The 23582-nt window shown below is 71.7% G+C and carries 21 protein-coding genes; 8 read left to right on the top strand and 13 right to left on the bottom strand.

All coding sequences use genetic code 11. The features are described 5' to 3' along the window. Positions 1-1180: 1180 nt before the first annotated feature. Positions 1181-1408: a helix-turn-helix domain-containing protein gene (locus ACZ58X_RS19090; RefSeq protein WP_470334787.1), complete on the bottom strand. Its 228-nt coding sequence runs from the start codon at positions 1406-1408 to the stop codon at positions 1181-1183. A 22-nt stretch (positions 1409-1430) separates the two neighbouring features. Further along, positions 1431-2366, bottom strand: a complete 936-nt coding sequence (locus tag ACZ58X_RS19085; RefSeq protein ID WP_470334786.1) for an SMP-30/gluconolactonase/LRE family protein — start codon at positions 2364-2366, stop codon at positions 1431-1433. Between the two features lie 77 nt (positions 2367-2443). Between ACZ58X_RS19085 and ACZ58X_RS19080 the strand changes: the two genes are divergently transcribed. The 3 genes from ACZ58X_RS19080 (at position 2444) to ACZ58X_RS19070 (ending at position 5200) form a co-directional block, all read left to right on the top strand. Further along, on the top strand, positions 2444-2899 hold the full coding sequence (locus ACZ58X_RS19080; RefSeq protein WP_470334785.1) for an Lrp/AsnC family transcriptional regulator: 456 nt from the start codon (positions 2444-2446) through the stop codon (positions 2897-2899). A 267-nt stretch (positions 2900-3166) separates the two neighbouring features. Then, on the top strand, positions 3167-4435 hold the full coding sequence (locus tag ACZ58X_RS19075; RefSeq protein ID WP_470334784.1) for an ATP-binding protein: 1269 nt from the start codon (positions 3167-3169) through the stop codon (positions 4433-4435). A gap of 165 nt (positions 4436-4600) precedes the next feature. Next, entirely contained in the window at positions 4601-5200 is a 600-nt protein-coding gene (locus ACZ58X_RS19070) for a DUF5994 family protein (RefSeq protein WP_470334783.1), read from the top strand. 70 nt (positions 5201-5270) lie between these two features. On the opposite strand, the gene ACZ58X_RS19065 is transcribed toward ACZ58X_RS19070, so the two are convergent. From ACZ58X_RS19065 to ACZ58X_RS19045, 5 genes are all read right to left on the bottom strand, one after another. Then, entirely contained in the window at positions 5271-5447 is a 177-nt protein-coding gene (locus ACZ58X_RS19065) for a hypothetical protein (RefSeq protein ID WP_470334782.1), read from the bottom strand. A gap of 250 nt (positions 5448-5697) precedes the next feature. Then, positions 5698-6939 carry a PP2C family protein-serine/threonine phosphatase gene (locus tag ACZ58X_RS19060; RefSeq protein WP_470334781.1) on the bottom strand — a complete coding sequence of 414 codons (1242 nt, stop codon included), beginning with the start codon at positions 6937-6939 and terminating at the stop codon, positions 5698-5700. A 577-nt stretch (positions 6940-7516) separates the two neighbouring features. Continuing rightward, the gene (locus ACZ58X_RS19055) at positions 7517-8041 is read right to left on the bottom strand and encodes a hypothetical protein (protein WP_470334780.1); all 525 of its coding nucleotides are present in this window, start codon (positions 8039-8041) and stop codon (positions 7517-7519) included. Positions 8042-8258: 217 nt separating this feature from the next. Then, positions 8259-9587 carry a hypothetical protein gene (locus ACZ58X_RS19050; protein WP_470334779.1) on the bottom strand — a complete coding sequence of 443 codons (1329 nt, stop codon included), beginning with the start codon at positions 9585-9587 and terminating at the stop codon, positions 8259-8261. Between the two features lie 20 nt (positions 9588-9607). Next, positions 9608-10831 carry a hypothetical protein gene (locus ACZ58X_RS19045; protein WP_470334778.1) on the bottom strand — a complete coding sequence of 408 codons (1224 nt, stop codon included), beginning with the start codon at positions 10829-10831 and terminating at the stop codon, positions 9608-9610. Between the two features lie 332 nt (positions 10832-11163). Here ACZ58X_RS19045 and ACZ58X_RS19040 point away from each other — a divergent pair, with 332 nt between their 5' ends. Then, entirely contained in the window at positions 11164-12456 is a 1293-nt protein-coding gene (locus ACZ58X_RS19040; RefSeq protein ID WP_470334777.1) for a DNA sulfur modification protein DndB, read from the top strand. A gap of 220 nt (positions 12457-12676) precedes the next feature. Here the strand turns inward: ACZ58X_RS19040 and ACZ58X_RS19035 are convergent, their stop codons facing one another. Next, entirely contained in the window at positions 12677-12982 is a 306-nt protein-coding gene (locus tag ACZ58X_RS19035; protein ID WP_470334776.1) for a hypothetical protein, read from the bottom strand. A gap of 559 nt (positions 12983-13541) precedes the next feature. Here ACZ58X_RS19035 and ACZ58X_RS19030 point away from each other — a divergent pair. Further along, positions 13542-14690 (top strand): metallophosphoesterase, encoded by a 1149-nt coding sequence (locus ACZ58X_RS19030; protein ID WP_470334962.1) that lies wholly within the window; start codon positions 13542-13544, stop codon positions 14688-14690. A gap of 207 nt (positions 14691-14897) precedes the next feature. Then, positions 14898-15800, top strand: coding sequence for a DUF4236 domain-containing protein (locus tag ACZ58X_RS19025; RefSeq protein ID WP_470334775.1), 903 nt, complete (start codon positions 14898-14900; stop codon positions 15798-15800). Positions 15801-16033: 233 nt separating this feature from the next. On the opposite strand, the gene ACZ58X_RS19020 is transcribed toward ACZ58X_RS19025, so the two are convergent. Continuing rightward, positions 16034-16975, bottom strand: coding sequence for a molybdopterin-dependent oxidoreductase (locus ACZ58X_RS19020; RefSeq protein WP_470334774.1), 942 nt, complete (start codon positions 16973-16975; stop codon positions 16034-16036). A 183-nt stretch (positions 16976-17158) separates the two neighbouring features. Here ACZ58X_RS19020 and ACZ58X_RS19015 point away from each other — a divergent pair, with 183 nt between their 5' ends. Continuing rightward, positions 17159-17566 (top strand): VOC family protein, encoded by a 408-nt coding sequence (locus ACZ58X_RS19015; protein ID WP_470334773.1) that lies wholly within the window; start codon positions 17159-17161, stop codon positions 17564-17566. 87 nt (positions 17567-17653) lie between these two features. Here the strand turns inward: ACZ58X_RS19015 and ACZ58X_RS19010 are convergent, their stop codons facing one another. Together ACZ58X_RS19010 and ACZ58X_RS19005 are read right to left on the bottom strand one after the other, a co-directional pair. Further along, positions 17654-18373, bottom strand: a complete 720-nt coding sequence (locus ACZ58X_RS19010; protein WP_470334772.1) for a helix-turn-helix domain-containing protein — start codon at positions 18371-18373, stop codon at positions 17654-17656. A 146-nt stretch (positions 18374-18519) separates the two neighbouring features. Next, positions 18520-20070, bottom strand: a complete 1551-nt coding sequence (locus ACZ58X_RS19005; protein WP_470334771.1) for an MFS transporter — start codon at positions 20068-20070, stop codon at positions 18520-18522. Positions 20071-20345: 275 nt separating this feature from the next. On the opposite strand from ACZ58X_RS19005, the gene ACZ58X_RS19000 reads away from it, so the two are divergent. Further along, positions 20346-21122 (top strand): TetR/AcrR family transcriptional regulator, encoded by a 777-nt coding sequence (locus ACZ58X_RS19000; RefSeq protein ID WP_470334770.1) that lies wholly within the window; start codon positions 20346-20348, stop codon positions 21120-21122. A 142-nt stretch (positions 21123-21264) separates the two neighbouring features. Here the strand turns inward: ACZ58X_RS19000 and ACZ58X_RS18995 are convergent, their stop codons facing one another. Continuing rightward, complete coding sequence (locus ACZ58X_RS18995) at positions 21265-22056, bottom strand: isocitrate lyase/PEP mutase family protein (RefSeq protein ID WP_470334769.1); 792 nt, start codon at positions 22054-22056, stop codon at positions 21265-21267. Further along, entirely contained in the window at positions 22053-23576 is a 1524-nt protein-coding gene (locus ACZ58X_RS18990) for a cytochrome P450 family protein (RefSeq protein WP_470334768.1), read from the bottom strand. Before ACZ58X_RS18990 ends, ACZ58X_RS18995 begins: the two co-directional genes overlap by 4 nt. Positions 23577-23582 lie beyond the last annotated feature (6 nt).

Here is a 23582-nt window from a genome sequence, read left to right as displayed (position 1 = left end):
GCGAGCAGGCTGTCACGGTCCCCTGCTGCATATCGTGAGAGGTACTGTTTGAAGCCGTTACGCGGCGAGTCATGGTCCAAGAAGCCCGCGAGCCGGCCTGGTGAGGACATGCTCCGTGCTGTCCTTGCGAAGGCACCCACCGAACACCGGAAGCTCGCTGATGGCCGAGATACGAAGGCCGTTCTCCTCGACATGGTCCATGAGTGGGGCGAGATCCGCGGTGGCAAGGTCTGGTGCGAAGTCATTGGCAGCCGGTGGGCTCACTTGTCCGATGACTCATGGGTCATCGGCGACTACCGTCCAGTCGGCCTGAGTGCGGACATGTGCGCGGTCAGCGATCACGCGGTGGCACGAACCTTGGCTTCCGGCTACCAGAAAATGATCTCTAGCAGCGTGCCCCCGGTGTCCTACTGGAGTGTCATCACCACGCTGGAGGACGTCATACCCGTCATGCTCGCTGTCCTTGACCGCGAACTGACCGGAGCAATCGCATGCCTCGATTGGTACCTCCGGACAACATGCTCCCCCAGGCTCTGCCCACATCACCCAGACGGCGACGGCCCCCCGATCTGCGGCTCGACCTCCTGTGCAGACGCTGCACCCGACAGCCCTTGTGACTGTGTCTGCGGGGGCGAGAATCACGGCATCGGCAGGGGTGCACTCCGTACTGCACGCCCCGAAGCACCCGACTGGTCCTCCGTGCCGGCACCGTTGTGGCAGCCGGGCTTCGGCACCGTAGAGGTAGATCCGACGCACCGCCGGATTGCTGGACGTAGTCCGTTCAACCGGCATGGCACTCGTGTACGTGCCCCCTCAGTCGCGTGGACCGGCACGGTAGAAGGTGCACCAGCAGCCCGAAACTGAGCACCACCTGGTCTCAGTTTTGGTCTCATTCACCCCCGTCCAGCCGGGTTCGGCCGCCGCCCAGGGGTTCGCTCCGGCGCAGGTCAGGACAGGTATGAACCCCGGCGGACGGCGTTCGGGAGAACTGGAAAGCGTGTTGGGGGCAACCCCTCACGAGTTCGAATCTCGTCTCTCCGCCTCTGCCCGCCAGGGCAAACGTTGGCCCCGACCGGGTTCCGGTCGGGGCTCTCGTCGTTCCGCAGATGCGGTTGCGCTTTCGGCGCTGCGGGGGGCCACCCTCCGCTGGGGCGAGGCCTCGGGCGGTCACTCGGGCCGCTCAGGTCCACCGCGCCGCCCGCTTCGACTCGATGTCTTCCTCCTGGTACGGCCGCTGCCACCTGTAGAAGCACTTGCGGCTGAGCCCGTAGTACCGGCAGGTCGGCGAGACGTTCCCGGTGGCTTCCTCGGCGTCTCGCAGGACCGCCAGGCGCCGCTGGGCCTGGCGGTCCTGCTGCCGTTGCGGCGAAGGGGGCAGGGCAGGACTCCGTCGTCGTCGGAGGTCCATGTGTCACCGACGTCCGGCGGTTCTATCGCCAGGGTCGGACCCGGCGTACCCGGTGGGTCCCCGTCACCGCCATGACGAGCGAGTACACCGAGGTGGACGCGGTGATGAAGAGGCGGTTGTTCTTCGGCCCGCCGAAGGTGAGGTTCGAGACGAGCTCGGGGACGAGGATGCGTCCGATGAGCGTGCCGTCCGGGTCGTAGCAGTGGATGCCGTCGCCGAATGCCGCCGCCCAGAGCCGGCCGCCGTCGTCGAAGCGGATGTTGTCGAAGCCGCTGTCCGGCGCCTCCGCGAAGACCTTGCCGTCCGAGAGGGTGCCGTCCTCGCGGACGTCGAAGACGCGGATGTGCCGGGCGCGGCTGTCCGCCACGAACAACTGCCGCTCGTCGAGTGAGAAGACGAGTCCGTTGGGCCCGGTGAAGCCGTCCGCGACGAGCTGCACCTCACCGCTGCCGGGGTCGATGCGGTAGACGTTGCAGGCGCCGATCTCGCTGTCGGCGCGATGGCCCTCGTAGTCGCTGGTAATGCCGAAGTCCGGGTCGGAGAACCACACCGAGCCGTCGGAGTGCACCACCGCGTCGTTGGGCGAGTTGAGGCGCTTGCCCTGGTAGCGGTCTGCGAGCACGGTGACCGAGCCGTCGGGCTCGGTACGGGTCACCCGGCGGTTGCCCTGCTCGCAGGTGATGAGGCGGCCCTCGCGGTCCAGGGTGTTGCCGTTGCTGTGGCCGGCCGGGGCGCGGAACTGACCGACCCTCCCCGTGGCCTCGTCCCAGCGGAGCATCCGGTCGTTGGGGATGTCGCTGAACACGAGTTGGCGCCAGGCCGGGAGGTAGACCGGCCCTTCGGCCCAGCGGCAGTCTCCGTACAGCTTCTCCAGCCGGTGGTCGCCGCTGGCGCACTTCCCGGTACGGAAGCGCTCATCCAGGATCTCGTACAGGCCATGCGTGATCTCACCAGACACAGTCCACCCCTTGACGCCATTATGCCGAATGTCATTCGGTTCTTCTTGAGTATGACAGAAGCCGATATGGTTACTACATGGCATCGGAGAACCTCGACGAGATCGACCGCGCGCTGGTCGCGCTGCTGCAGCAGGACGCCGGGCAGCCCTACGCCACCCTGGGCAAGGCGGTCGGGCTCTCGGCCGGCGCCACACACGAGCGGGTCCGCAAGCTTCGAGAGCGCGGGGTCGTCCGGCGCACAACGGTCGAGGTCGATCCGAAGGCGCTCGGGCTCGGCGTGCTCGCGTTCGTGATGGTCGAGTCCTCGGCCTGGATGGGGGACTCCGCCGCGGCCTTCGCCGCGATCCCGGAGATCGAAGAGGCCCACGTCATCGCCGGCAGCGCCTCGGTCCTGGTGAAGGTGCGCTCGACCACTACGGAGCAACTACAGGACGTGCTGCGCCGGTTGTACGCGATCGAGGGGGTCAGCGGCACCCAGGCGACAGTCTCCCTGGAGACCTTCTTCGAACGCCCGCCGTCGCCCACCCTGTAGAACCTTCGATGCCGCCCAGCGAGCAGGGTGGCATCGGCAGGGTGGCATCGGCAGGGGAATACGGGCCCCTGCTCTGGGCTGCCGGTCGGCGTGGTTGCGGTCCCGGTTGCATTCACCCCCGTCCAGCGCCGTTCGCAGCTCGCCGAGCCAGCCGCTCCGCCCCAGGTCAGGACACCCGACGGTCCGGGCCTTCGTCGTCTCCGTGGTGGTGTGGCCGCGGTCGGCCGATGATGGAAGTCCGGGGGCGCGCGACGTCAGAGGCAGCGCATGGCTGTATGGCACGTCCGGGACTTCACACCGGACGATCTCGAAGCGGTGGTCCGGCTCGACACGGAGAGCGCCACCACGGATCGCGCCGCCGTCTTCCGCCTCTCCGACGTGGTCTCCGCCCTGCTGGCACGGAACCCGAGCGTCGTCGTGGTGGCCGACGGACGTCTCGTGGGTGTGGCGGTGGGGCGGGTGGACGGGGACCGGGCCTGGGTGCTGCGGATCGCCCTGCATCCCGCCTGGCGGAACCTGGGCATCGGTTCGGCCCTGCTGTCGGCCCTGGAGCACCGGCTGCGGGATGCCGGTGCCAGGATCGTCGCGGCTCTGCTGCCCGAGGAGGAGACCGGGGCCACCGCCCTGGGCAACTCCGGATTCCGCCCCCACCGGGGGCTCACGTACTTCGAGAAGTCGGAGGTCGTCAGCGCCCAGGGCGCGACGGTCCTGGCGACGCTCGGCGCGGTCATGCCCGAAGCCGGCCTCTGGGAGCAGCTCACGGGCATGGCCGACGAGAAGCGGCTCATCGAACGCCGCCTGGTGCTGCCGCTGGCGAATCCCGAGCTGGCGGACGCCCACGGGGTGGAGCCGCCGCGCGCGGTGGTGCTGTTCGGTCCGCCGGGCACGGGCAAGAGCACGTTCGCCAAGGCCGTGGCCGGCCGGTTGGGCTGGCCGTTCGTCGAGATCTTCCCGTCCCGGCTGGCGTCCGAGGACGGGCTGGCCTCCGGACTCGGCCGCCGCTTCGAGGAGGTCGCGCAGCTCGACCACGTACTCCTCTTCATCGACGAGGTCGAGGAGGTCGCCGGTACGCGCAGCCTCGCCGCCCCCTCGTCCGTCGGCGTGGTCAACGAACTCCTCAAGTCGATCGTGCGGTTCCGGGACCGCGACGGCCGGCTGCTCGTCTGCGCCACCAATTCGGTGACCGCCCTGGACCCGGCGTTCCTGCGTCACGGCCGGTTCGACTACGTCCTGCCGGTCGGGCCGCCCGACTCCGTGGCCCGCGACGTGCTGTGGGCCGGCTACACGGCGAAAACGGGTACCGCCGCCGACACCGCGGTCCTCGCCGAGGCCAGCGAGGGCTTCACTCCCGCCGACATCAGGCAGGTCGCCATGGCGGTCGCCCAGAGCACGTTCGAGCGCACGCTCGACACCGGGGAGCGGACCCAGCCCAGCACCCAGGACTACCTGGACGCCATCCACCACACCCGCCCGACCGTCTCCGAGGAGATGGCCCGCGAGTTCGCCGACCAGGCGGCCCGCTACGGGCGTGTCTGAGCCGGGCCGCCCGTACGTGGTCCGGGCCCGGGCGAGAGTAACGTGGATGTCACCGAAGGCACTTCGCATGCCGGCACCGGATACTGGCGTCGTCTCCGGCGGAACGGCAATGCCGGACCCGACCTCGCGGTCGGGCCCGGAGACAGGTTCTCGATCATGACCACGATGCTCGATCGTGCGACGACGCCCACCGCCCCGGATCCCACCGCACGGCTCTCCCTCAGACCCAATGATGCGCGGCCCGGCCGTCTGGACGGAGCCTGGTGGCCCCGTTCACGTGACCTTCTCCTCGAACTCCCGGCCCTGGCAGCCGAACTCGACGAGAGGTGGGGCCGGCTCACCCGGATCACCCTGAACCCCGCGCAGTGGCCCGCCATCCCCCGACGGATCCCGGTCACCGGGCACACCGTCCACGCGGGCTGGTTCACCACCGAACAGGACGAACACACGATCGCGGTGTTCTCGTACGCCCCGCTCCGGATGAACCTGCTGATCGTCCCGCCGGAGACGGACGCCGTCGACGCCGCCCGGCTGATGACCGAAGCCGCCCGGCCCGCCAACACCATGACCGGGAGCGAACTGCTGGCCACGCGGACGGGTGACGGCACACCGGGGCCGCGGTCTCCCGCCTCCCCCTCTCTCTCCCCTTCCTCCTCCTCCGACTTCCTGCCGTCGGCCGTCGCCCCCTCCGACGGCGCCGGTGAGGCCGGTAGACGGGCGGAAGTCGCCCGCAGCCGGGCCGCCTCCTGGCCGGTCCCCGCATAACCCGTCGGCCATAACCCGTCGGCTCGGCGGCCCGTCGGCACGCGGCGGCCCGTCAACACTCGGCGGCCCGTCAGTACTCGGCGCCGCTGCGCAGGTAGCTGCCCGCGACCTGGAGCCACGCCCCGGGGCCGAAGCAGACCTCGATCCGGTACGGCGTGTCCTCGAAGACCCGCAGGACGCGCAGCGCACCGCTCGGATGCAGGTCGTACTCGAAGGTGACGCCGTCCGCACCGTCCTCGTACTGCATGTCCAACGGCCCCTTCGAGGGCTCCGCCGGTGCCCGGGTTTCGGCCGAGAGTTTCACGTAGACGGACATCTCTCCGACCCGCCTTCCTGTCTACCGAGGGGCCCGGCGTCGCGGGGCCTGCCGTTCGGCGTCGTGGGCACCGGCCCCGACCACCCACGGTACGCCGGCCGCACCGCACCGGCCCGGCCGGTCGGTCGGTCGGGAGAGCCCGTGCAGGGGCGCCGGCCCGGGCCCCGGCGCAGGGGCCCGCTCAGCGCCACTCGATCAGGAACAGGGTCGCGTCGTCGCTCGTGCGGCCGCCCCGCTTCTCCTTCAGGACGTGGGAGAGCGCGCGCACCACGGCCCGCACCCCGGCCTGCGAGCGCTCGACACGGTTCACCCAGTCGATGAGCTGCTCCTCCCCGAACTGCTCCCCGCCGGGCTCGCGCTCCTCGACCAGGCCGTCGGTGAAGCACAGGACGCGGTCACCGTGCCGCAGCGTCCGCTCGCTGATCACCGGCTCCTCGCCGCCGAAGCCGACCGGCAGGGTGGTCTCGCTCTCCAGCCGCTCGACGACGACGTGGTCGCGGATCAGCAGCGGCTGGGGATGGCCGGCGTTGACCCACTGCAGGTGGCCGGTCAGGGTGTCCAGGCGCATCATCTGCGCGGTGACGAAGTGGTCCGGCCCGAACTGCTCGGCGATGGCCCGGTCCATGAACGCGTAGATCTCGGCCAGTCCGATGTCGGCGCGCCGGGCGTGCCGGTACGCGCCGATGGCGACGGTCGCCATGGTCGCGGCGTCGAGCCCGTGGCCCATGGCGTCGATCGTCGCCACGTGCAGGAGGTCGTCGTTGAGCGCGTAGTCGAAGCTGTCGCCGGCCACCTGGTAGGCGGGTTCGAGGATGCCGGCGACGGCGACCCGGTGGACGGTCATCGACAGCGGCGGCAGCAGCGACCACTGGATCTCGGCGGCCACGCTCATCGGTTCGAGCCGCCGGGACTGGAAGATCCGGTCGGTGTAACCACTCTTGGTGACCAGCAGATCGGCGACCAGGACGGCGAGGCGCCGCAGCGTCCGCCGGTCGTCGTCATCGACGGCGTCCAGCGTGAGAGCCAGGATCCCCGCCTCGTCGCCGCCGTCCAGCAACGGCAGGTACACCCGCACCCCGTCGGCCTGCGCCACCTCGACGGGGACACCACGCAGGAACGCCTCCCCCGCGGGCGAGCCGTCGATCGGCACCGGCCGCCCGGCCGCCAGCCGCCGCCCCGGCAGCGGCGCCAGCACCAGCTGGCCGTAGTCCTGCAGCAGGAGCGCCGGATCTCGGCCACCGAGCCCGCGCACCACGTCCGCGACCAGCGGGGCGATCAGCTGGGGCGGCAGCTCATGGGCCCGATCGAGCAGGGCGCCCAGCAGCCGTCCGCCGCGCCCCTCCGGCCCCGCCGGCCCCTCCGGTCCGTCCGGTCCGTCCGGTCCCTCAGGCCCCTCCGCGCCGGACGACCGCTCACCGCGCATCCTCGCTCACCGCCGTCCTCCTCCGGCCACGGCGCTCGGACTCAGCACTCGACACTCAGCACTCGGCACCGGCCCGATCGCCCCCGGCGCCCCGGCACGGTTCGCCGGGGCGGGTCCTTCCATTACGCCCGACAGCAGTCCATCGCGCCCCCGCTCACCCCCGCGTCGGGGCGGAGCACGGCCCCGACCGCAGTCGCAGTCCCGGTTGCGCGGGACCTCCGTCCACTCCCGTTCAGACCCTCGGTGCCGGAACGCTCCGCCGCAGGCCAGGACGCCTGCGGCCCCTCCGGACAGTCGGACGAACCATGGAAAGCCCGTCGGGGCGACCCCCCACAAGATCGAAACTCGTATCCTCCGCCCTCACGAAAGGCCGGCCCGTCTCGACGGTCCGGGCCTTCGTCGTTCTGCCGGGTGCAGTCCCCTCACACGGCCGGGTCCTGGGTCTCCAGCAGTGCGGAGTTCCCCTGCTGCCACCGACAGGCAGACAACCACCACGGACAGGCACACCGCGCCAGCCGGGCGCCTGCGCCCCGGTTCTTCAGCCCACCGCCGGACTCGGGCTCCGCAGGACAGAGCGTCACGTCAGGAGTGTCAGCTGTTCGCCCCAATCCAGGCCGAGCGGGCGGGAGCCCGCCAGGCCCCGGAGGCGCTCGTCCCGGTCGGCGAGGGCCGCCGTTATCCGGGTGGCCAGCCGGTTTCGCAGGCGCACCCAGTCCGCGTCCCTACGCCGCGGGACGGCCGGAACCTCGGAGAGCAGCAGTTGCTCGGCGTTCGGCCCACGCGGGGTCCACCACTGACCGTCCGACCGGCTCTCGATCCGGGCTGATTGCCGAAGCGCGTTGCGGAGCGATGCCACGTTGTACCGGTACCCGAATCCTTTGAGGCAGTAGTCGAGCGCGGCGACGGTCAACGGTCGATCGGCCGCCGCCAGTACGAGCCGGCCGGACTCTTCGAGGGTCCGCGGGCCGGGCAGCGGTCCGTGGCGGTAGAGGCCGTACACCCCGGCTCCGGCCCAGCAGAACCGCCGGTCACCAGCGACCGCCACCTTCGCGGACGCCTCCGCGATTCGGCGGTCGTGGTCGAGCTGGGCCAGGCGCGCCAAGTCCCTCACATGCACGGGTGCGGCGACGGAGCAGGCCACCGCGTACAGGATGTCCGCCTGGCTACGTCCGATCGGGCCGCGGCAGCCACAGCGGTTGAGCTCCCACACTCCCAGCGCCGACCCGCAGTCGTCACATGGGTCCTCGCCATCCGTTCCGAGGCCGGCCGCATTCAACGCACTTCTCCTGGACGGTCACGCCGGTACGTCGGCATCCACATCATCCGCGGCTCCAGTCGAGCGCCACCGGACCAGCGGGGAATCCCGCCCCGGGGTCATCGGAGACAGCGGAGTTGAGGGTGTCGAGAAAGCGACGTACATCAGCCACGTCGATACCGTCGAGGTTCTCGGCGGCCGCCGCGTCGAGGACGACGTGAGCCTTGCGGAGCACGTCACGCGGCTTCCGGTTCGACCTGCCGAACAGCTCCGATACCGCCGCCTTGGTCAACGGGTAGAGGTCGCCGGGCGTCCTCGCCGAGCCGGGCTTCACAGCAGCGTCGAGGTATCTGGTCAGCAGCTTGCCCGCCTCCGCCACATTCCGCAGGCCGGGCAAGATCACTGTGCTTCGCTGGTTCGCCGCCGTGGTGTCGAAGCTCGGGAGGTCGGCCAACTCCCAGGCGGTCCCGATGGTCAGCGCGGCCCTGGGGTGCATGGTGACGACCACGCTGAGCATGTCCGCCATCGGCAAGGTTTCCACGATGACGTCGCGGAAGCGTTCGGTCTCCAGATCCCGCTTGGCCCTGGCCATCGTCGTGCTTGCCAGGTCCTCCAACTGGTCACAGCACAGCAGGACGTGCTTCATCCCCGCGGCTGACGCGAACAAGAGGAAGGTCGCGAGGTAGACCGCACCGTTGCGCGTGCGCGAGGCCGGCTTGATCCGGTCGAGGTACTCGGCTGCGATGTTCGGATCCTCGTCGCAGAGCGCCACGATCAGCTTGTCGTCGGGCGGTCCCAGCGTTCGCCCCCGCAGGGACCGATGGACGTCGGCCACCACCTTGAGCAGCGCCCGGGGATCGTCACTCTCGGCCCGCGCTATCAGCTCCAGCCGTAGCCGCTGCGCCAGGGTCGGCTCGTCGCCGACACGGAAGTCTGTGGCGTACTCGACCGCGGTGAAGAGCGCTGCGCTGAGCGAACGGATCTGCGCAGTGTCGAAGCTGGTCAGCAGGCCGCAGATCGGATTCTCGCCGGCGTCCTCCTCGTCCAGCCCGGTCGAGAGGTAGGCAGTCCTGCCGAAGTCCTTGTTGAGCAGCCCGGTCAGGTGCTGCATCAGTACCGACTTGCCGAAACCGCGGGCGTCCGAGTCCCCCGGGGCAGTACCTGTTGACCACAGGTAGCCGAACTTGAGCCCGGAGTAAGCAGCACCGAGGACGAACTTGTTGATCGATTCCTGGAGTTGTTCGGCGTTGACGTCCGGTTCGTACAACAGCCCGTTCTCCCTGAGGTCGGAGCCGCCCAGCCGGGCGATTCCGGTGATCGGGAACGGGTTGTTGCGCAGGCTCCAGCGCTTCTTCATCCACACGGGACCGGGCAGCGGTGCAGTTGTGGTCATCAGATACGGACCTCCTCGTACTAATGCGTCGGATCGACGCGGATGATGTTGAACACGCGGGGCATGCCACCCTGGGCAGACATCACCAGCGGCCTGGTGGAGGGCGGTGTCGCACCGTGGGTCGCCTGGTCCAGGTGAACCCGGAAACCGAGGTGGGGATAGTCCCCCCGGAGGGCGCCGAGGATGGCAGCGTCGAACTCGTCGTCGCCGATCCGCTGGTGCCAGCAGACCGCCGCTCGGAGTCTCCAGACCGGGAGGTACATGTCGCCGGCGGCGTCGCCGCGCTGACGGAGCCATATCTGCGGCAGCGCCTCCAACGCGGCCTGACGGGACTCTCTGCCAACTGCCCGACGGATGGTCACATCCCCACCATCACCCGATACCTCGGACGTCGCCCAGAAGCGAAGGGCGGGCGGCCCGGGCGCGTAGTAGCTGAAGTTGGTCAGCCCGAGGAACCTGGTCCAACGGCGCAGCAGTTCATGGCTGATGTAGTCGAGGTTGCATCCGGCAACGCTGAACGCCAGCCGCACCATCGCCTCCTCACAGGTCGTGATGAAGGTCTTGCGGCTCATGACCCGCTCCCGGGCGCTCAGGCGTTGTTCGGCCCGGCCGACGTACCCGCGCACTCCGTGGTCGATCACCTCACGGGTGGCGCTCCAGCCGAGGCTTCCCTGGGCGGCCGCATCCACCGCGTAGTCGACGAAGTCGCCGAGGAAGTCCTGGTGGGAGTGGTGCGTACGGTTGTCGAACTTGAGCAACGGGACCGTGAAGTGGGTGGAGAGTCGGTCCGGCCGTGCCCCGACCAGCCGCAGGAAGCCCTCGAACTGCGGATGGGCGTTCAGCAGTACGCCGATCAAGGCGTTGTAGGCGGCCAGCCGGTCGCGCCCGACCAGGGCGGTCCATTCGACGCCGTTCTCGGTCAGCCTGAACGTCACATCGGAGTGGGCGTAGGCCGAGTTGGGCGTCGAGGGAAGGATGTGTCGCTCGACCCACCCGAGCCGCATCAGCTCCTTGAGCACATCGACCGTGTTGTGCACATGGCGCTTCCCGTCGGCCCGCATTCGGTCCCATTTGCGCTCGTCGAACGAGCCGTCAGTGTCGCTCTCCCTGGCAACCTTTGCTGCCTGACCGACCAGTGCGCAACGGATCTCTTCGAAGGTACATCCCTCGGCGACCGCCTGCGCCGCCACCTCAATGTAGGCCAGATCCTGGAGCCGGGGGATGCCTGAGCCGCCGGCGCTCACTTGCCGACCCCGATCCGGCGGCACGCAGCGCACCTACCTTGCAGTCGATCAGAACACCCAAGCATGCACACGTAAGCCTCCCTGAGCGAGATCCGCGAGGTGTCGCCACCAACTGACCACAGCTCCACGGAGGTTGGCAACGGCTAAAAGAATGTTGCGGCTCTCATGGGGCATGAGAGCCGCAACATTCATATAAAGGGCCAAGATCCGAGATTATTGCCACCCAAACCCAAGTGACCGACCTAGAGTTCGGGTCAGCGCACAGAACCTCCGGACTCCGGCATCGATCTGGTGCGCACGCTCAGCATCCGAGCCGATCCGAGAGGCACCCGATGACCGATCCGCGCGAGCCCGAGTACGTCGACCAGGTGGACCTCACCCGCGGGCGGCCCGTACGGCTACAACAGGTATCCGAACAGCGCTACTTGGCGATCATGCCGTGGGGTCAGCTGCACAGCATCGTGCCCGATCCGCGCCAGGCCGAGATGCCCCGGATGAGGCAGTACCTCTCCGCCGCGCAGCGGGAGCAAGCCGAGCTTCGCAACGAGATCCAGCGAACGATCCAAGGAACGAAGAAGAAGGCGAACGCCAAGGACTACGCCCGCTACATCGCCGAGGGCCTGCGCGGCTCCCGCGGCGAGCGCTGGGCCACGCCCCCGTTCGCACTCTGGTTGCCAGGCGACATGGACATCGTCCGCTTCAGGACTCCGTTCGGTGACGACCTGCTGGCCTACATGCCGTTCGATGCCACCGGTGTCCTGGTGGATGCCGAGACCCAGCACCTTGCACACATTCTGCTCCAGGAGGAGCCAGCAGCATACGGCCTGACTAAGAATCTGGTTTCGCAGCGCCTGGTCAGCGTGGAGATCTACCACCAGATCAGCCTGCGCGGTGCCCGCCAGATCTTCCACGACCGCAACCTGCTTGGAGTCATTCCCAACAAGAACGTGGCGCTCGCCTCGGACTCCAGCAATCTCGCCACCGACATCACCTTTGCGCTGCTGGAAAGTGTCGTCCTTCCGGCTTCGGCCGGAAGCCAGGAGACCTCGCTCGGTCTGGTGGTCTCAGCACGTCCCCGTCAGCTGAAGTCCACGGACACCGAGTGGATGACGCTGTCCTCGTTCCGCGCGTTCGTGGTGACGGCACTCTTCGGCCGGTCGGGCTTCGAGAAGACCAGCGGCCCCATCTCCGATCTGCCCGCCGGGTGCACCCCCGAGCTCGCCAAGCAGTACATCGGAGCCGCTACCGAGTTGATCTTCAGCTCCTTCGCCAAGCACTTCGAGCGCCGGACGGAAACGGTCATCGCCGCCCCCGCCATGCTCGCCGCACTCGGTGCCGTCACCTACCGCTCGATGCCATGGAGCCCGGAGCCCCGACGCAGTCCCGAAGCTCTGATCGAGCTGCTGTCGGAGGTCGAGTGGGCACGCGACCCCAAGATCTGGGACGGCACCGTGGGCAAGGCGACGACTGACGCACGGACCGGCCGGCCGACGCTCTCGCTGGCCGGTGGTGTGAAGGACAGCGGTTCGAGGACGGCTGCCGCGCTCGAGGATCCGGCTTCGCCTCGATACGGGCAGATTCGCGGCTACGTCCAGCCGACGCTCGTCGCCCCGACCGCGACCTAGCCGGACCCGCCCCTCAGACAAACCTGACATCAGCATCACAGTCAACTCCGGACCAGTACCAATCGACAGCCGGACTCAGAGCACACACGAGGTCTCACGTCCGGCCTCATGCTCTCCCGGGCAACGGGGCGCGGCTGACAGTTGGAAGCCTGGTCCACCGCGGGTCAGGGCAGGTGTGAACCCTGGCGGACGGCGTTCGGAGGAGCTGTATCCTCCGCCTTCACGGAGGCCCGGGCCGTTTCGGCGGTCCGGGGCTTCGTCGTTGTGACGGGGTCAGTGGGACAGGGGTTTGGTGAGGTGGGTGGCGGCGGGGGTGGGGGGTGGGGTGGTAGCCGTCGCTCTGGTGGAGGGCGATGTTGTGGTGGCTGCGGGCGCCGATGGTGAGGACGACGCCGGAGCAGTCGGCGGTGGCGGCGGATTCGGCTGTGCGGAGGAGGAGGCCAAGGCCGTGACCGCGGAGGTCCGGGGGGGCGACGCAGAGGCGGCCCAGGTGCCAGGCGGTGCCGGTGCGCCGGGCCCGGACCATGCCGAGGAGGCGGCCGCCCCGGAAGAGGCCGGTGGCGTGCCAGGTGGTGAGCCAGTGGCGGGCGTCCTACGGGGTCTCGTGCAGGGCCGGGACGGCCAGGGTGTCGTTGGCGAGGGCCTCGTCAACCCAGCAGCACCCCTGGAGGTTGAGAACCTCGGTGCGTCCTCGGGGCTCAGCGGGCGCAGGTAGGACCCGAGCAGCGGGCCGGGCAGTGTTCCGGGCTGTCCGCGTTCGCGGAGCGGGCGTAGGGCGTGGGCGGCCCGCGTCAGGACCTGGTCTGATCAACCTGGAGCACCACGCCCGCCGAATCGCGCGGAGCACGGTCTCCACCATGCTTGAACCGTCCGGGGCTCCCGGGGCGGCGGGTGGCGGATGATGGGGAGGAGCAGGGGGTCTAGAGGTGAGGGGCGAAGCAGTGGCTGACAGCGGATCCGGCGGGTCGGGGACGGAACTCGTGGCGGGCGGCGGGGAGCCCGGGGCGGACGCCGTAGAGCCCGGGGCGGACGCGGCTGCCGCACGGCCTGCGGGCGGGGCGGAGGGGCCGGGGCGGCGGCGGTCGGTGGTCCGGCGGGTGGCCGTCCTGGTGTTCGTCCTGCTGGTGCTGTGCCTGCCGCCCTGGTGGACGCTCCTCGGCTCCGGGGCCGGCTGGCCGCTGCCGGTGGTCCTGGCGGGCACGGCGGTGTTCGCCGCCTGGCTGGTGTCCTTCCCGTTCCTGATGGTCGCGGGCCACGGATCGCGGCGCGACGACCGGGCGGCACGCATCGGGGACACCAGCCTCGGGGTGATGTGGGTCCTGTTCACCTGGTCGGTGCTGGGCGGCCTGGTGAACCTCGTCCTGGGCGGGCTCGACGTCGGCGGCGCCGACCGGGCCAGGACGGTGGCCGGGGCGGTGGCCGCGGTCTCGGCCGGGCTGCTGGCCTGGGGGCACCGCGAGGCGATGCGGGTGCCCCGGGTGAAGCGGCTGGACGTCCACCTGCCGCGGCTCGGCGGCGGACTCGACGGGACGAGGGTCGTGGTGCTGGCCGACACCCACTACGGGCCGATCGACCGGGCGGACTGGTCGGCGCGGGTCACCGAGGCGGTCAACGCCCTCGACCCGGACGTGGTGGTCCACGCCGGGGACATCGCCGACGGCACCCCCGCCCAGCGCCGCGAGCAGTCCGCGCCGCTCGGCACCGTCCGGGCCCGGCTGGCCAAGGTCTACGTCACGGGCAACCACGAGTACGGCGGGGAGGCCCAGGGCTGGCTGGACCGCATGGCGGACCTCGGCTGGGAACCCCTGCACAACCGCCACGTGCTGGTGGAGCGCGGCGGGGACACCCTGGTGCTGGCCGGCGTGGACGACGTCACCGCGGAGTCCTCCGGCCTGGCCGGGCACCGCACCGACCTGGCCGGCGCCCTCGCGGGGGCGGACCCGGACCTGCCCGTCCTGCTCGTCGCCCACCAGCCCAAGTACGTCCCGCAGGCCGCGGCCGCCGGCATCGACCTGCAGATCTCCGGACACACCCACGGCGGCCAGATCTGGCCGTTCAACTTCCTCGTCCGGATCGACCAGCCCGTGGTGCACGGCCTGAGCCTGCACGGGCAGCGGACCCGGCTCTACACCAGCCGCGGCACCGGCTTCTGGGGCCCGCCCTTCCGGATCTTCGCCCCGAGCGAGATCACCGTCCTCACCCTCCGCACGGGCGACGCCCCCGCCGACCGGTAGCACGCATCAGGCGACGGCGGACCTGTACCGGATCGCGCGTGTGCGCGGGCCCGGAATCGGTGGTCCCCGGGCGGGCCCGGAATCGGTCGTCCCCGCCCGGGCCCGGGGCCGTCACATGACCATCACAAGTCGAAAACGGTCCGTCACGACGCGGATGCGGTCTGGAAGGCTGGCGCCCTCGACGAACCATCGAAGGGCGCCATCCGCATGGGCTTCTCCTCCCGCAAGAGCTTCAAGGCGGGCCCGTTCCGCGTCACGGCCTCCAAGTCGGGCCTGAGCTACTCCGCCGGGATGAAGGACGCCCGGGTGACCAGGCGGACCGACGGACGGGTCCGGACCACGCTCTCCCTCTCCGGGACCGGCATCCGCCACACCGCCACCAGCAGCACCCCGCAGCCGACCGGGGAGGCGCCCGCCCCGCCGGGTCGGCAACGGCGGCCCGGCTTCTGGTACTTCCTCGTCGTCCTGCTGTCGGCCGGGATGTTCAGCGCCGTCCCGTTCGCCCACGCGGCAGCCCGACTGCAGCGCAAGGACCTGCTGATCCGCGCCGGGTGCTACGCGGGGGCCGCGGTCGTCTTCGGGGTGCTCTCCTCGCTGACCCCGAAGGACCCGAAGGGGAACGCGGTCGGCGCGGTCGGCAACGTGTTGAGCGGCATCACGGTGCTCCTGGCGATCGCCGTGATCGTGACCGCCTGCTACCAGCTGGTCCCGCTCCGCCGAGAGGTCTTCGGTCCGGCCGCCGAAGCGGATCGGCCGCCCCACCCCGCAGCGGCCAATCCCGTGGTCGCCGCCCGGCTCGCCGCCCGCGCCCGCCGCGACGAGGCACGGTCCCTCGCCCGGACCGACCCGGTGCTGGCCCGGGACCTGCACATCGGACGCCCCGACCTGTCGCGCGAGTACGACGACGGCGGCCTCATCGACCTCAACCACGCGCCGTCCGGTGCGATCGCCGCGGCCTGCTCGATCGATCTCGCCCTGGCCGAGCGCATCGTGGCGGCACGTCAGGAACTCGGGTCGTTCAGCTCGCTCGACGAGGTGTTCGTCTTCGCCCGGATCGAGGACGGCACCGCCGCACTGATCCGCGAGTACGCGATCCTCCTGGCGAAGTAACGTCCGACCCCAACCGTCTCCGGCCCGGACCGCCACAGCAGCGGTCCAGGCCGCGGGCGACGCCAGCCACTTCGCGAGCTTCCACCACCCCGACCGGTTGCTGGAGTTGATGCTCACCAAAGTCCGCCCGGCGATCACCGCCGGACCCGTCCCCCGCTGAACCCGGCGGCCGGGTGTCACGGCCGACGGGTGTCACAGCGGAGAGACGGACGGGCGTCAGCCCCGGGCAGCTGTCACACCACCACGACGGTTATCTCGTGGACGGCGTTCCGGTCACCGGTGAGCGGCTGGACCCGCCCCGCGGAGTCGGTGGCCCGGCAGCGGATCCGGTGCGCCCCCGGGGCGAGGTCGTGCCGGAGCCGGAACCGCTGCCAACTCGGGTCCGGGCCGCGCCCGTCCAGCTCGGCGGGCTGCCAGTCGGCGTCGTCCACCGCGACCTCGACGGCCGTCACCTCGGTGGAACTCCAGGCGTAGCCCGCCAGTTCACGAACGCCGGCGGGGACGGTGGCGCCGTCCTTGAGGCTGAGCAGCTTGCTGCTGACGTCCTTCTCGCGGACCGGCCGGGACTCGCTCTCCCCCGGCAGGACCCGGGTGTACAGGCGGGTGGTGAAGAGGTGCTCGGGCCGTTCGGCGGCCAGCACGATCCTGGTCAGCCACTTGACCGAGTTGGTGCCGAACATCCGCGGCGCCACCGCGCGCACCGGGTGCCCGTGGTCGGGGCGCAGCGGTTCGCCGTTCATCCGGTGCGCCAGGACCACCTCGGTACGGGCCTGCTCCAACGGGAGGTCCTTGAGGAAGCTCACGTCGCTCTCCCCCGCGAAGTCCCCCCGGTCGGCGCCCTCCAGCCAGACGTGCCGGGCCTCCGGGCGCGGGCCGGCCAGCGCCAGCACCTCGGCGAGCGGGACACCCTCCCACTCCAGGTTGGTCACGGCCCTGGTCGGCACCGTCGGGTGCAATGGATTGCCGAAGCACTCGTGGACGGCGGTGAACCTGGTCTGCGGCAGCCCCCCGAGGGCCCGGAAGTCCAGCCGCAGCGGCCGTTCCACCAGGCCTTCGACGGTGAGCGACCAGCTGTCGGCGTCGAGCTCCGGCCGCCGGCCGAGGTGGTTGCGGATGAAGACCTCCTCGACCGGAGTGCGGAAGGCGTCGGGCGTCTCCGGATCCGTCCTGAACATGCGTCATACCCCCGTGCTGATGTCACTGTTCCCGGACCGACGGTACAAGGAGCGACTGACAACGAGCCGGGCGGGACCCCAGGTCAGGCGTGCCGCCCGGCAGCGGCGAGGGACCGGGGAGGGGGACCGGGGACGTCCGATTCCTTCAAGACCCCGCCCCTGCGGGCCGCCTACCGTGAAGCCATGGACAGCACTTCCGCACCACAGTTCGCCTTCATCGGCCTCGCCGTCTCCGACATGGCGGCGTCGGTCGCCTTCTACCGGCGACTGGGACTGGTCTTCCCCGAGGGCTCCGAGCAGGAGCCGCACGTCGAGGCCGAGCTGCCCGGCGGGCTGCTCCTGGTCCTGGACGCCGAATCGACCATCCGCTCCTTCCACCCGGACTGGCAGCCGCCGACCGGCGGCGCCCGGGCCGCCCTGGCCTTCCGCTGCCAGAGCCCGGCGCACGTGGACGCGGTGTACCAGGAGCTGACCGAGGCCGGGTACCAGGGCGAACTCAAGCCCTGGGACGCCTTCTGGGGCCAGCGCTACGCCTCGCTGCGCGACCCGGACGGCAACGGGGTCGACCTGCTCGCACCGCTCCAGGGCTGACCGCAGGGCTCACCCCGAGGCCCGCACCAAAGCGCGCACCAAGGCCCCGAACAGGGCCCGGAACAGGGCGCGGGAACAGGGCGCGGACTAGGGCCTGTCCGACAGCAGGTCCGTCACCCGGACGCCCGCCAACTCCCTTACGTCGCGCGACAGGTGCGCCTGGTCGGCGTAGCCCGTCCGGGCCGCCGTGTCGGCGAGCGGGACGCCGGCGCGGGCCAGCCGCAGGGCGCGCTGCAGCCGCAGGATCCGGGCCAGCGTCTTGGGACCGTAGCCGAAGGCGGCCAGTGAGCGGCGGTGCAGTTGCCGGGCGCCGAGCCCGACGGCCTCGGCGGTCGCCGCGACGCTGCGCCCGGCCGCGAGCGCGCCGGCCACCGCCCGTACCAGCGGGTCCTCGGGCCGGGCCGCGGCGGCCAGGTGCAGTGCCAGTTCCTCCAGGGCGGCGGCCGGGTCGGGGGCGGCGTCGATCCGCTCGGTCAGCCGGCGCACCTCGGGGCCGGGCAGCAGGTCCGCCAACCCGACCCGGCGGTCCCGTAGTTCGGAGGCCGGTACGCCGAGCAGCAGCGGCCCGGTGCCGGGCCGGAAGCGGACGCCGGCCCACGGGCCGGGCAGCTCCGGTCCGGGCCGGAACGCCCGGGTGTCCGGTCCGGCGACCAGCAGCCGGCCCTCGGTCCAGAGCAGGTCCATGCAGCCGTCCGGCAGCACCAGGCCACCGCCGCCGGGGCCCGCGCCCGCGCCCGCAGTCGCGCCCTTCGTCCACAGCACCGCCCCGGGCAGCCTGGACGCGCGTTCCGCGTAGTCGGTGGGCATGTTCGAAGGCTACGCGCGCCGCACGGGCGGCGCGTTCCGGACGCCCGAAGGCCCCGACCGGCAGAACCGGTCGAGGCCTTCGGGGTGCCTACGGGGTGCCTACGGGGCCTGCCGGGCCTGCGGGCGCCCGTCGCAGGGCCGCACGGTCAGGCCGCCACCTCGGCGGCGGCCTCCGGGGCCCCGGCGCCCTCCAGGGCCCCGGCGTCCTCCGGAGCCGGTCCCGCCGCACCCGCCCCGCCCGCCGGCCCGCCCCGCATCAGCACCAGGGTGAGCGCCGCCGCGACCAGGGCCGCGATCCCGCCGACCGTGAAGGTGGTGGAGGTGGCGGTGTTGAAGGCCTCCCGGGCGACCCGGGCCAGGGCGCCGTCGCCGCTGCCGGCGGAGAGGGCGAGGGCGTCGGTGATGGCGTGCCGGGCCGGCGCGGGGGCGTCGGCGGGCATGGCGCCGGTGTAGGTGCTGGAGAGCACGGTGCCGAGGATGGCCACGCCCAGGGCGGCGCCGGACTGCTGGATGGTGTCGTTGAGCGCGGAGCCGACACCGGCGTGCTCGCCGGGGATGGCCCCCATCAGCGCGTTGGCGGCGGCCGGCATGCCGAGGCCGGAGCCGACGCCGAGGACCAGCATGGCGAGGGCGACCTTGGGGAAGCCGTCGCCGACCGAGAGGGTGGCCAGCAGGCCGAAGCCGCCCGCGATGATCACCATGCCGATCGAGGTCACCACCCGGGCGGGGACCTTCTTGCCGAGCGCGGCGCCGATCACGTTGAAGGCGAGCGAGGCGACGGCCAGCGGGATGAAGGCCAGGCCGGTGTCGGTGGGCGAGAACTCCAGCACGAACTGCAGGTACTGGGTGAGCACCAGCATCAGGCCGCCGGTGGCGAAGGTGAGCAGGACGAGGGAGAAGCTGGCGCCGGTGAAGACCCGGTTGCGGAACAGCTTGAGCGGGACCATCGGCGAATCGGTGCGGACCTGGCGGATGCCGAAACCGACCAGTGCGGCGATCGCGACACCCAGCGAGCCGAGGGTGTTGACGTGGGCGAAGCCGTCCCGCGGGAGGACGATGATCGACCAGACCAGCGCGGTCATGCCGACCATCGAGAGCACCATGCCGGGCAGGTCGGTCTTGCGCCAGGGGCCCTTGGACTCGGGCATCAGGACGATCGCCGCGACGATGGCCACCGCCGCCACCGGCACGTTGAGCAGGAACACCGCGCCCCACCAGAAGTGCGCGATCAGCGCGCCGCCCAGCACCGGGCCGCCGACCAGGCCGATCATGGCCACCGCGCTCCAGGCGGCGATCGCCTTGGGCCGCTCCTCGTCGTCGAAGACGGTGATCAGGATGGAGAGCGTGCTCGGCATCACGAGGGCCCCGCCGACGCCCATCAGCACCCGGCCGGCGATCAGTTCACCGGGGCTGGAGGCGACGGAGGCGACCAGGGAGGCGGCGCCGAACAGCACCAGACCGATGATCATCACTTTTCGTCGCCCGAACCGGTCGGACAGGCTGCCCGAGGTCAGCAGCAGGCCGGCGAAGACCAGGATGTACGAGTCGATGATCCACTGGATGTCCTGCGCCCCGGCCCCGAGGTCCTCCGCTATCGGCGGGATGGACACCGTGAGCACCATGTTGTCGACCACCAGCACCAGGCTGCTGAGGCAGAGCACGACCAGGATGAGCCAGCGACGCGGGTGACGATCCACCGCGTTCCCCCTTCGGTTCGGCGCCTCGGCCACAGCCCTGCGCACGTCCTCGCGTCGGCGGCAGCCGCGCGGAAGTCCTCGTGGCGCACACCGTCCGCCGTCCCCGACCGAACGGTGTGCGCTACGCCGAACACTGTACGGAGACCGAACACTGTGCGCAAGACCGTACGGCGTTCGGTCGCCGAACAGTGTTCGCATGACCGTACGGTGTTCGGCACCGGGCCTATGCTGGACGGACCGCACCCGACCAGGGGGCACGTGGAATGGAGGGCCTGATGACGGCCAAGTCGGAGGACAACGCACCGGGGCACCGGACCGAAGCACAGCCCGGCATCGCCTCGCCGTGGACTCGCCCGCAGAAGCGGCGCACCCAGCCGGCCCTCAGCCGCGAGCAGATCGTCGCCGAGGCCTTCGCCCTGCTGGACTCCGACGGCATCGAGGCGCTGAGCATGCGCAAGCTCGGCGCCCGGCTCAACGCCGGCGCGACCTCCCTCTACACCCACGTCGCCAACAAGGAGGAGCTGCTCGCCCTGGTCGTCGACCACGTCTTCGGCGAACTCCCGCTGGCCCGCACCGAGAACGCCGAGGACCCGGTGGTCTGGCGCGCCACCATCGTCGAGTGCACCGAGGCCGTGCGCGCGGCCGTGGTGCGCCACCCGTGGATGGTCGGGGTGCTCGGCGACGTCGGGATGATCTACCTCGGCCCCAACTGGATGCGGCTCTCCGAGGCCCTGCTGGCCCTGATGGACGCGGCCGGCTTCGAACTCGGCGAGGCCAACGACGTGATGGGCGCCGTCATGGGCTACGCCATCGGCACCGCCACCGTGGAGGCCGCCTGGCTGAGCGCGCTCGCCAGGAGCGGGGAGGGCGAACAGGAGTTCATGGACCGACTGCTGCCCGCCGTCGTCGAGGCCACCCGGTCGCACCCGCACCTGCACCGGGTGTACACCACCCAGGTGCCGGAGGAGATCGATGCGGGCCGGGACAGCAGCTTCCTGCGCGGCCTCAACATGATCCTGGACGGGGTCGAGGCGCGGCGGGCCAAGCCCTGAGCCCCCAGGGGCTCACAGGGCCAGGACTCGGCTCGGCTCGGCTCGACTCGACTCGGCTGACTCAGCTCGGCTCGGCTCGGCTCGGCTCACTCAGCTCAGCTCGGCTCGGCTCGGCTCGGCTCGGCTCAGCCGCGACGCCCCCTCAACTCCCGCTCAGCGCCTGGACCTCGGCGTAGCCGGGCATCGGACCGACCGGCCCGCCCGAGGCCACCGCGGCGGCCGTCGCCACCGCCGCCGCCAGCGCCGCGCGGTACAGCAGCCCGCCCGTGCTGACCCGGGCCACCCCGAGTCCGGCGAGCTCGGCGAGGGTCGGACCGGTCGGCGTCCAGAGGACGTTGAGCGGGACGGGCAGCCGTCCGACCAGCCCGGCGATCGCCGTCGGCTCGCTCAGCCCGGGCACGAACACGCCGTCCGCGCCCGCCCGTCGGTAGGCGTCGAGCCGCCGTACGGTCTCCGGCTCCGGGTCGTCGTGCCCGCACCAGTAGGTGTCGGTGCGGGCGTTCACGAACAGCTCCGGCACGGCGGCCTTCACCGCGGCGACCTTGGCCGCGTGGAGGTCGGCCGGCGCCAGGGTGCCGTCCGGCCGACCGTCCTCCAGGTTGATGCCGACCGCCCCGCACCCGGCCAACTCCACGGCCAATGCGGCGACTTCGGCCGGATCGTCACTGAACCCGGACTCCACGTCGACGCTCAGCAGGTAGTCGTCGCGGCCCAGTCGGCGGGCCAGCCGGAGGGTCTCCGCGCGGGTGGCGGCGGCGCCGTCGGGCAGTCCGGCTGCGGCCGCCACACCCAGGCTGGTGGTGCCGATCGCGGGGTGGCCGGCGGCGGCCAGGGCGGCGGCCGAGGCGTGGTCCCAGGCGTTCGGGAGCAGCAGTGGACGGCCGGGGCGGTGGTGCAGGGCCGCGAAGGCGGTCAGCGGAGCGGGGGTGGTCATCGGGTCTGCTCCTCGGTCGTGGTGACGGGTCCGGCCGGAACGGCTCCCACCGGGCCGACGGGGCCCGGCGAGTCGGCGGGACCCACCGGGCCGACGGGGCCCAGCGAGTCGGCGGGACCCACCGGGCCGACGGGGCCCAGTGAGTCGGCGTAGTAGGCGGCGGCCTCGGCGAGGTGACGGACGATCTGCCGGATGCTCCAGCCCGTCCCCGGCGAGTCGTCGAGCTGCCGCTCCGGCAGCGCGGCGACCCGGTGGGCCCAGATCGCGCCGAGCCGGGTGAGCCGGCTGCGGGCCTCGTCCAGGTCGGCGGCGGTGAACGGCGCCAGGTCGGCCGGGGTGGTGACCAGGGAGGCGTGCCAGTGGTCGGGGGCGGTCGGTGCGCCGGCCAGCCGGGCCTCCACCTCGGCCAGGTGGTCGAGCAGGTGGTCGGCGACCCGGCGCACCACCTTGTGCGGGGTGTACGTCCGGCCGTCGGCGTTGACCACCGGTCGGCCGTCCCAGGCCGTCCAGGTGTCCGCCAGGGCGAGCACGTGCCGGACCGCCGCCGGGACCAGGGCGGCCGTCTCGGCCCGGCCCGGCTGCTCCCGCTCGGCCCCGTCGGGGAGCGCCTCGGCCCCGTCGGGGAGCGCCTCGGCGCCGCCGAGCTGCTCCTGCGCAGGCGGCACCGAGCCGTCCGCCGGGTCGGAGGCGCCGTACAGGATGCCCTCGGCGATCACCAGGGCGTGCGCGCGGCCCGGGCAGGGCCGGGGCCCGGCGCCGAAGGCCAGCGGCTCCCGCCCGGGCTCCCGGGCGGCGTCCAGGTCGAGCAGCACCCGCGCGCCGGCCGGCACGGCGACCCCGCCGACCACGGTCGCCCGGGCCGCCAACCGGCGCATCACCCGGACGGGCGGGTCCTCCCGCAGCACCGCGGCCAGGTCCGGCGCCCCGCCGCCGGGCCCGGCCTGCTCGACACCGCCACACCCGGCGTCCTCGGCACCACCATGCCCGGGGTCCCCGACACCGCCACGCCCGGCGTCCTCGGCACCACCGCGCCGGGCATGCTCGACCAGGGCCGCGGTGGCCTCGCAGGCCTGCACCAGCAGGCCGATCCGGTTCGCCGCCGTCTCCGCGTCCGCGTCGCCCATCGCGGGCAGCAGCCGGGCCACCGCCGCGTCCGCCGCCGGGTCGTCCGGTGCCGGGTCGAAGTACGCCCGGGCGACCGCCTTCACGTCCCGCGCGACGGCCTCCGGCCCGGCCAGGCCCAGCGCCGTCGCCAGCACCCGCACCACCCGCAGCCGTACGTCCGGTTCGTAGCCGCCCGCGGCCAGGGTCCGCAGCAGGCCCTGGTCCAGTCGTGCCAGGTCGGCGAGGACGAGCGCCCGGCGGCGGGCGTGCGGCTCGCCCGCGCTGAACCGGGCGACGGCGGACCGCAGCCAGGCCACCGTGCCGTACCGGCCGGGCGTCGCGGGCGGCGGGACCAGTGCCGGGTCGGCCAGGGCCGCGGTCACGTCCTCGTAGCGGGCGAAGATCACTTCGTTCATGCCGTC

The organism is Kitasatospora sp. NPDC040550 (assembly GCF_055594965.1).
The sequence above is the reverse complement of the archived record's forward strand: the minus strand, read 5'-3'. Positions and strand labels throughout refer to the sequence as shown.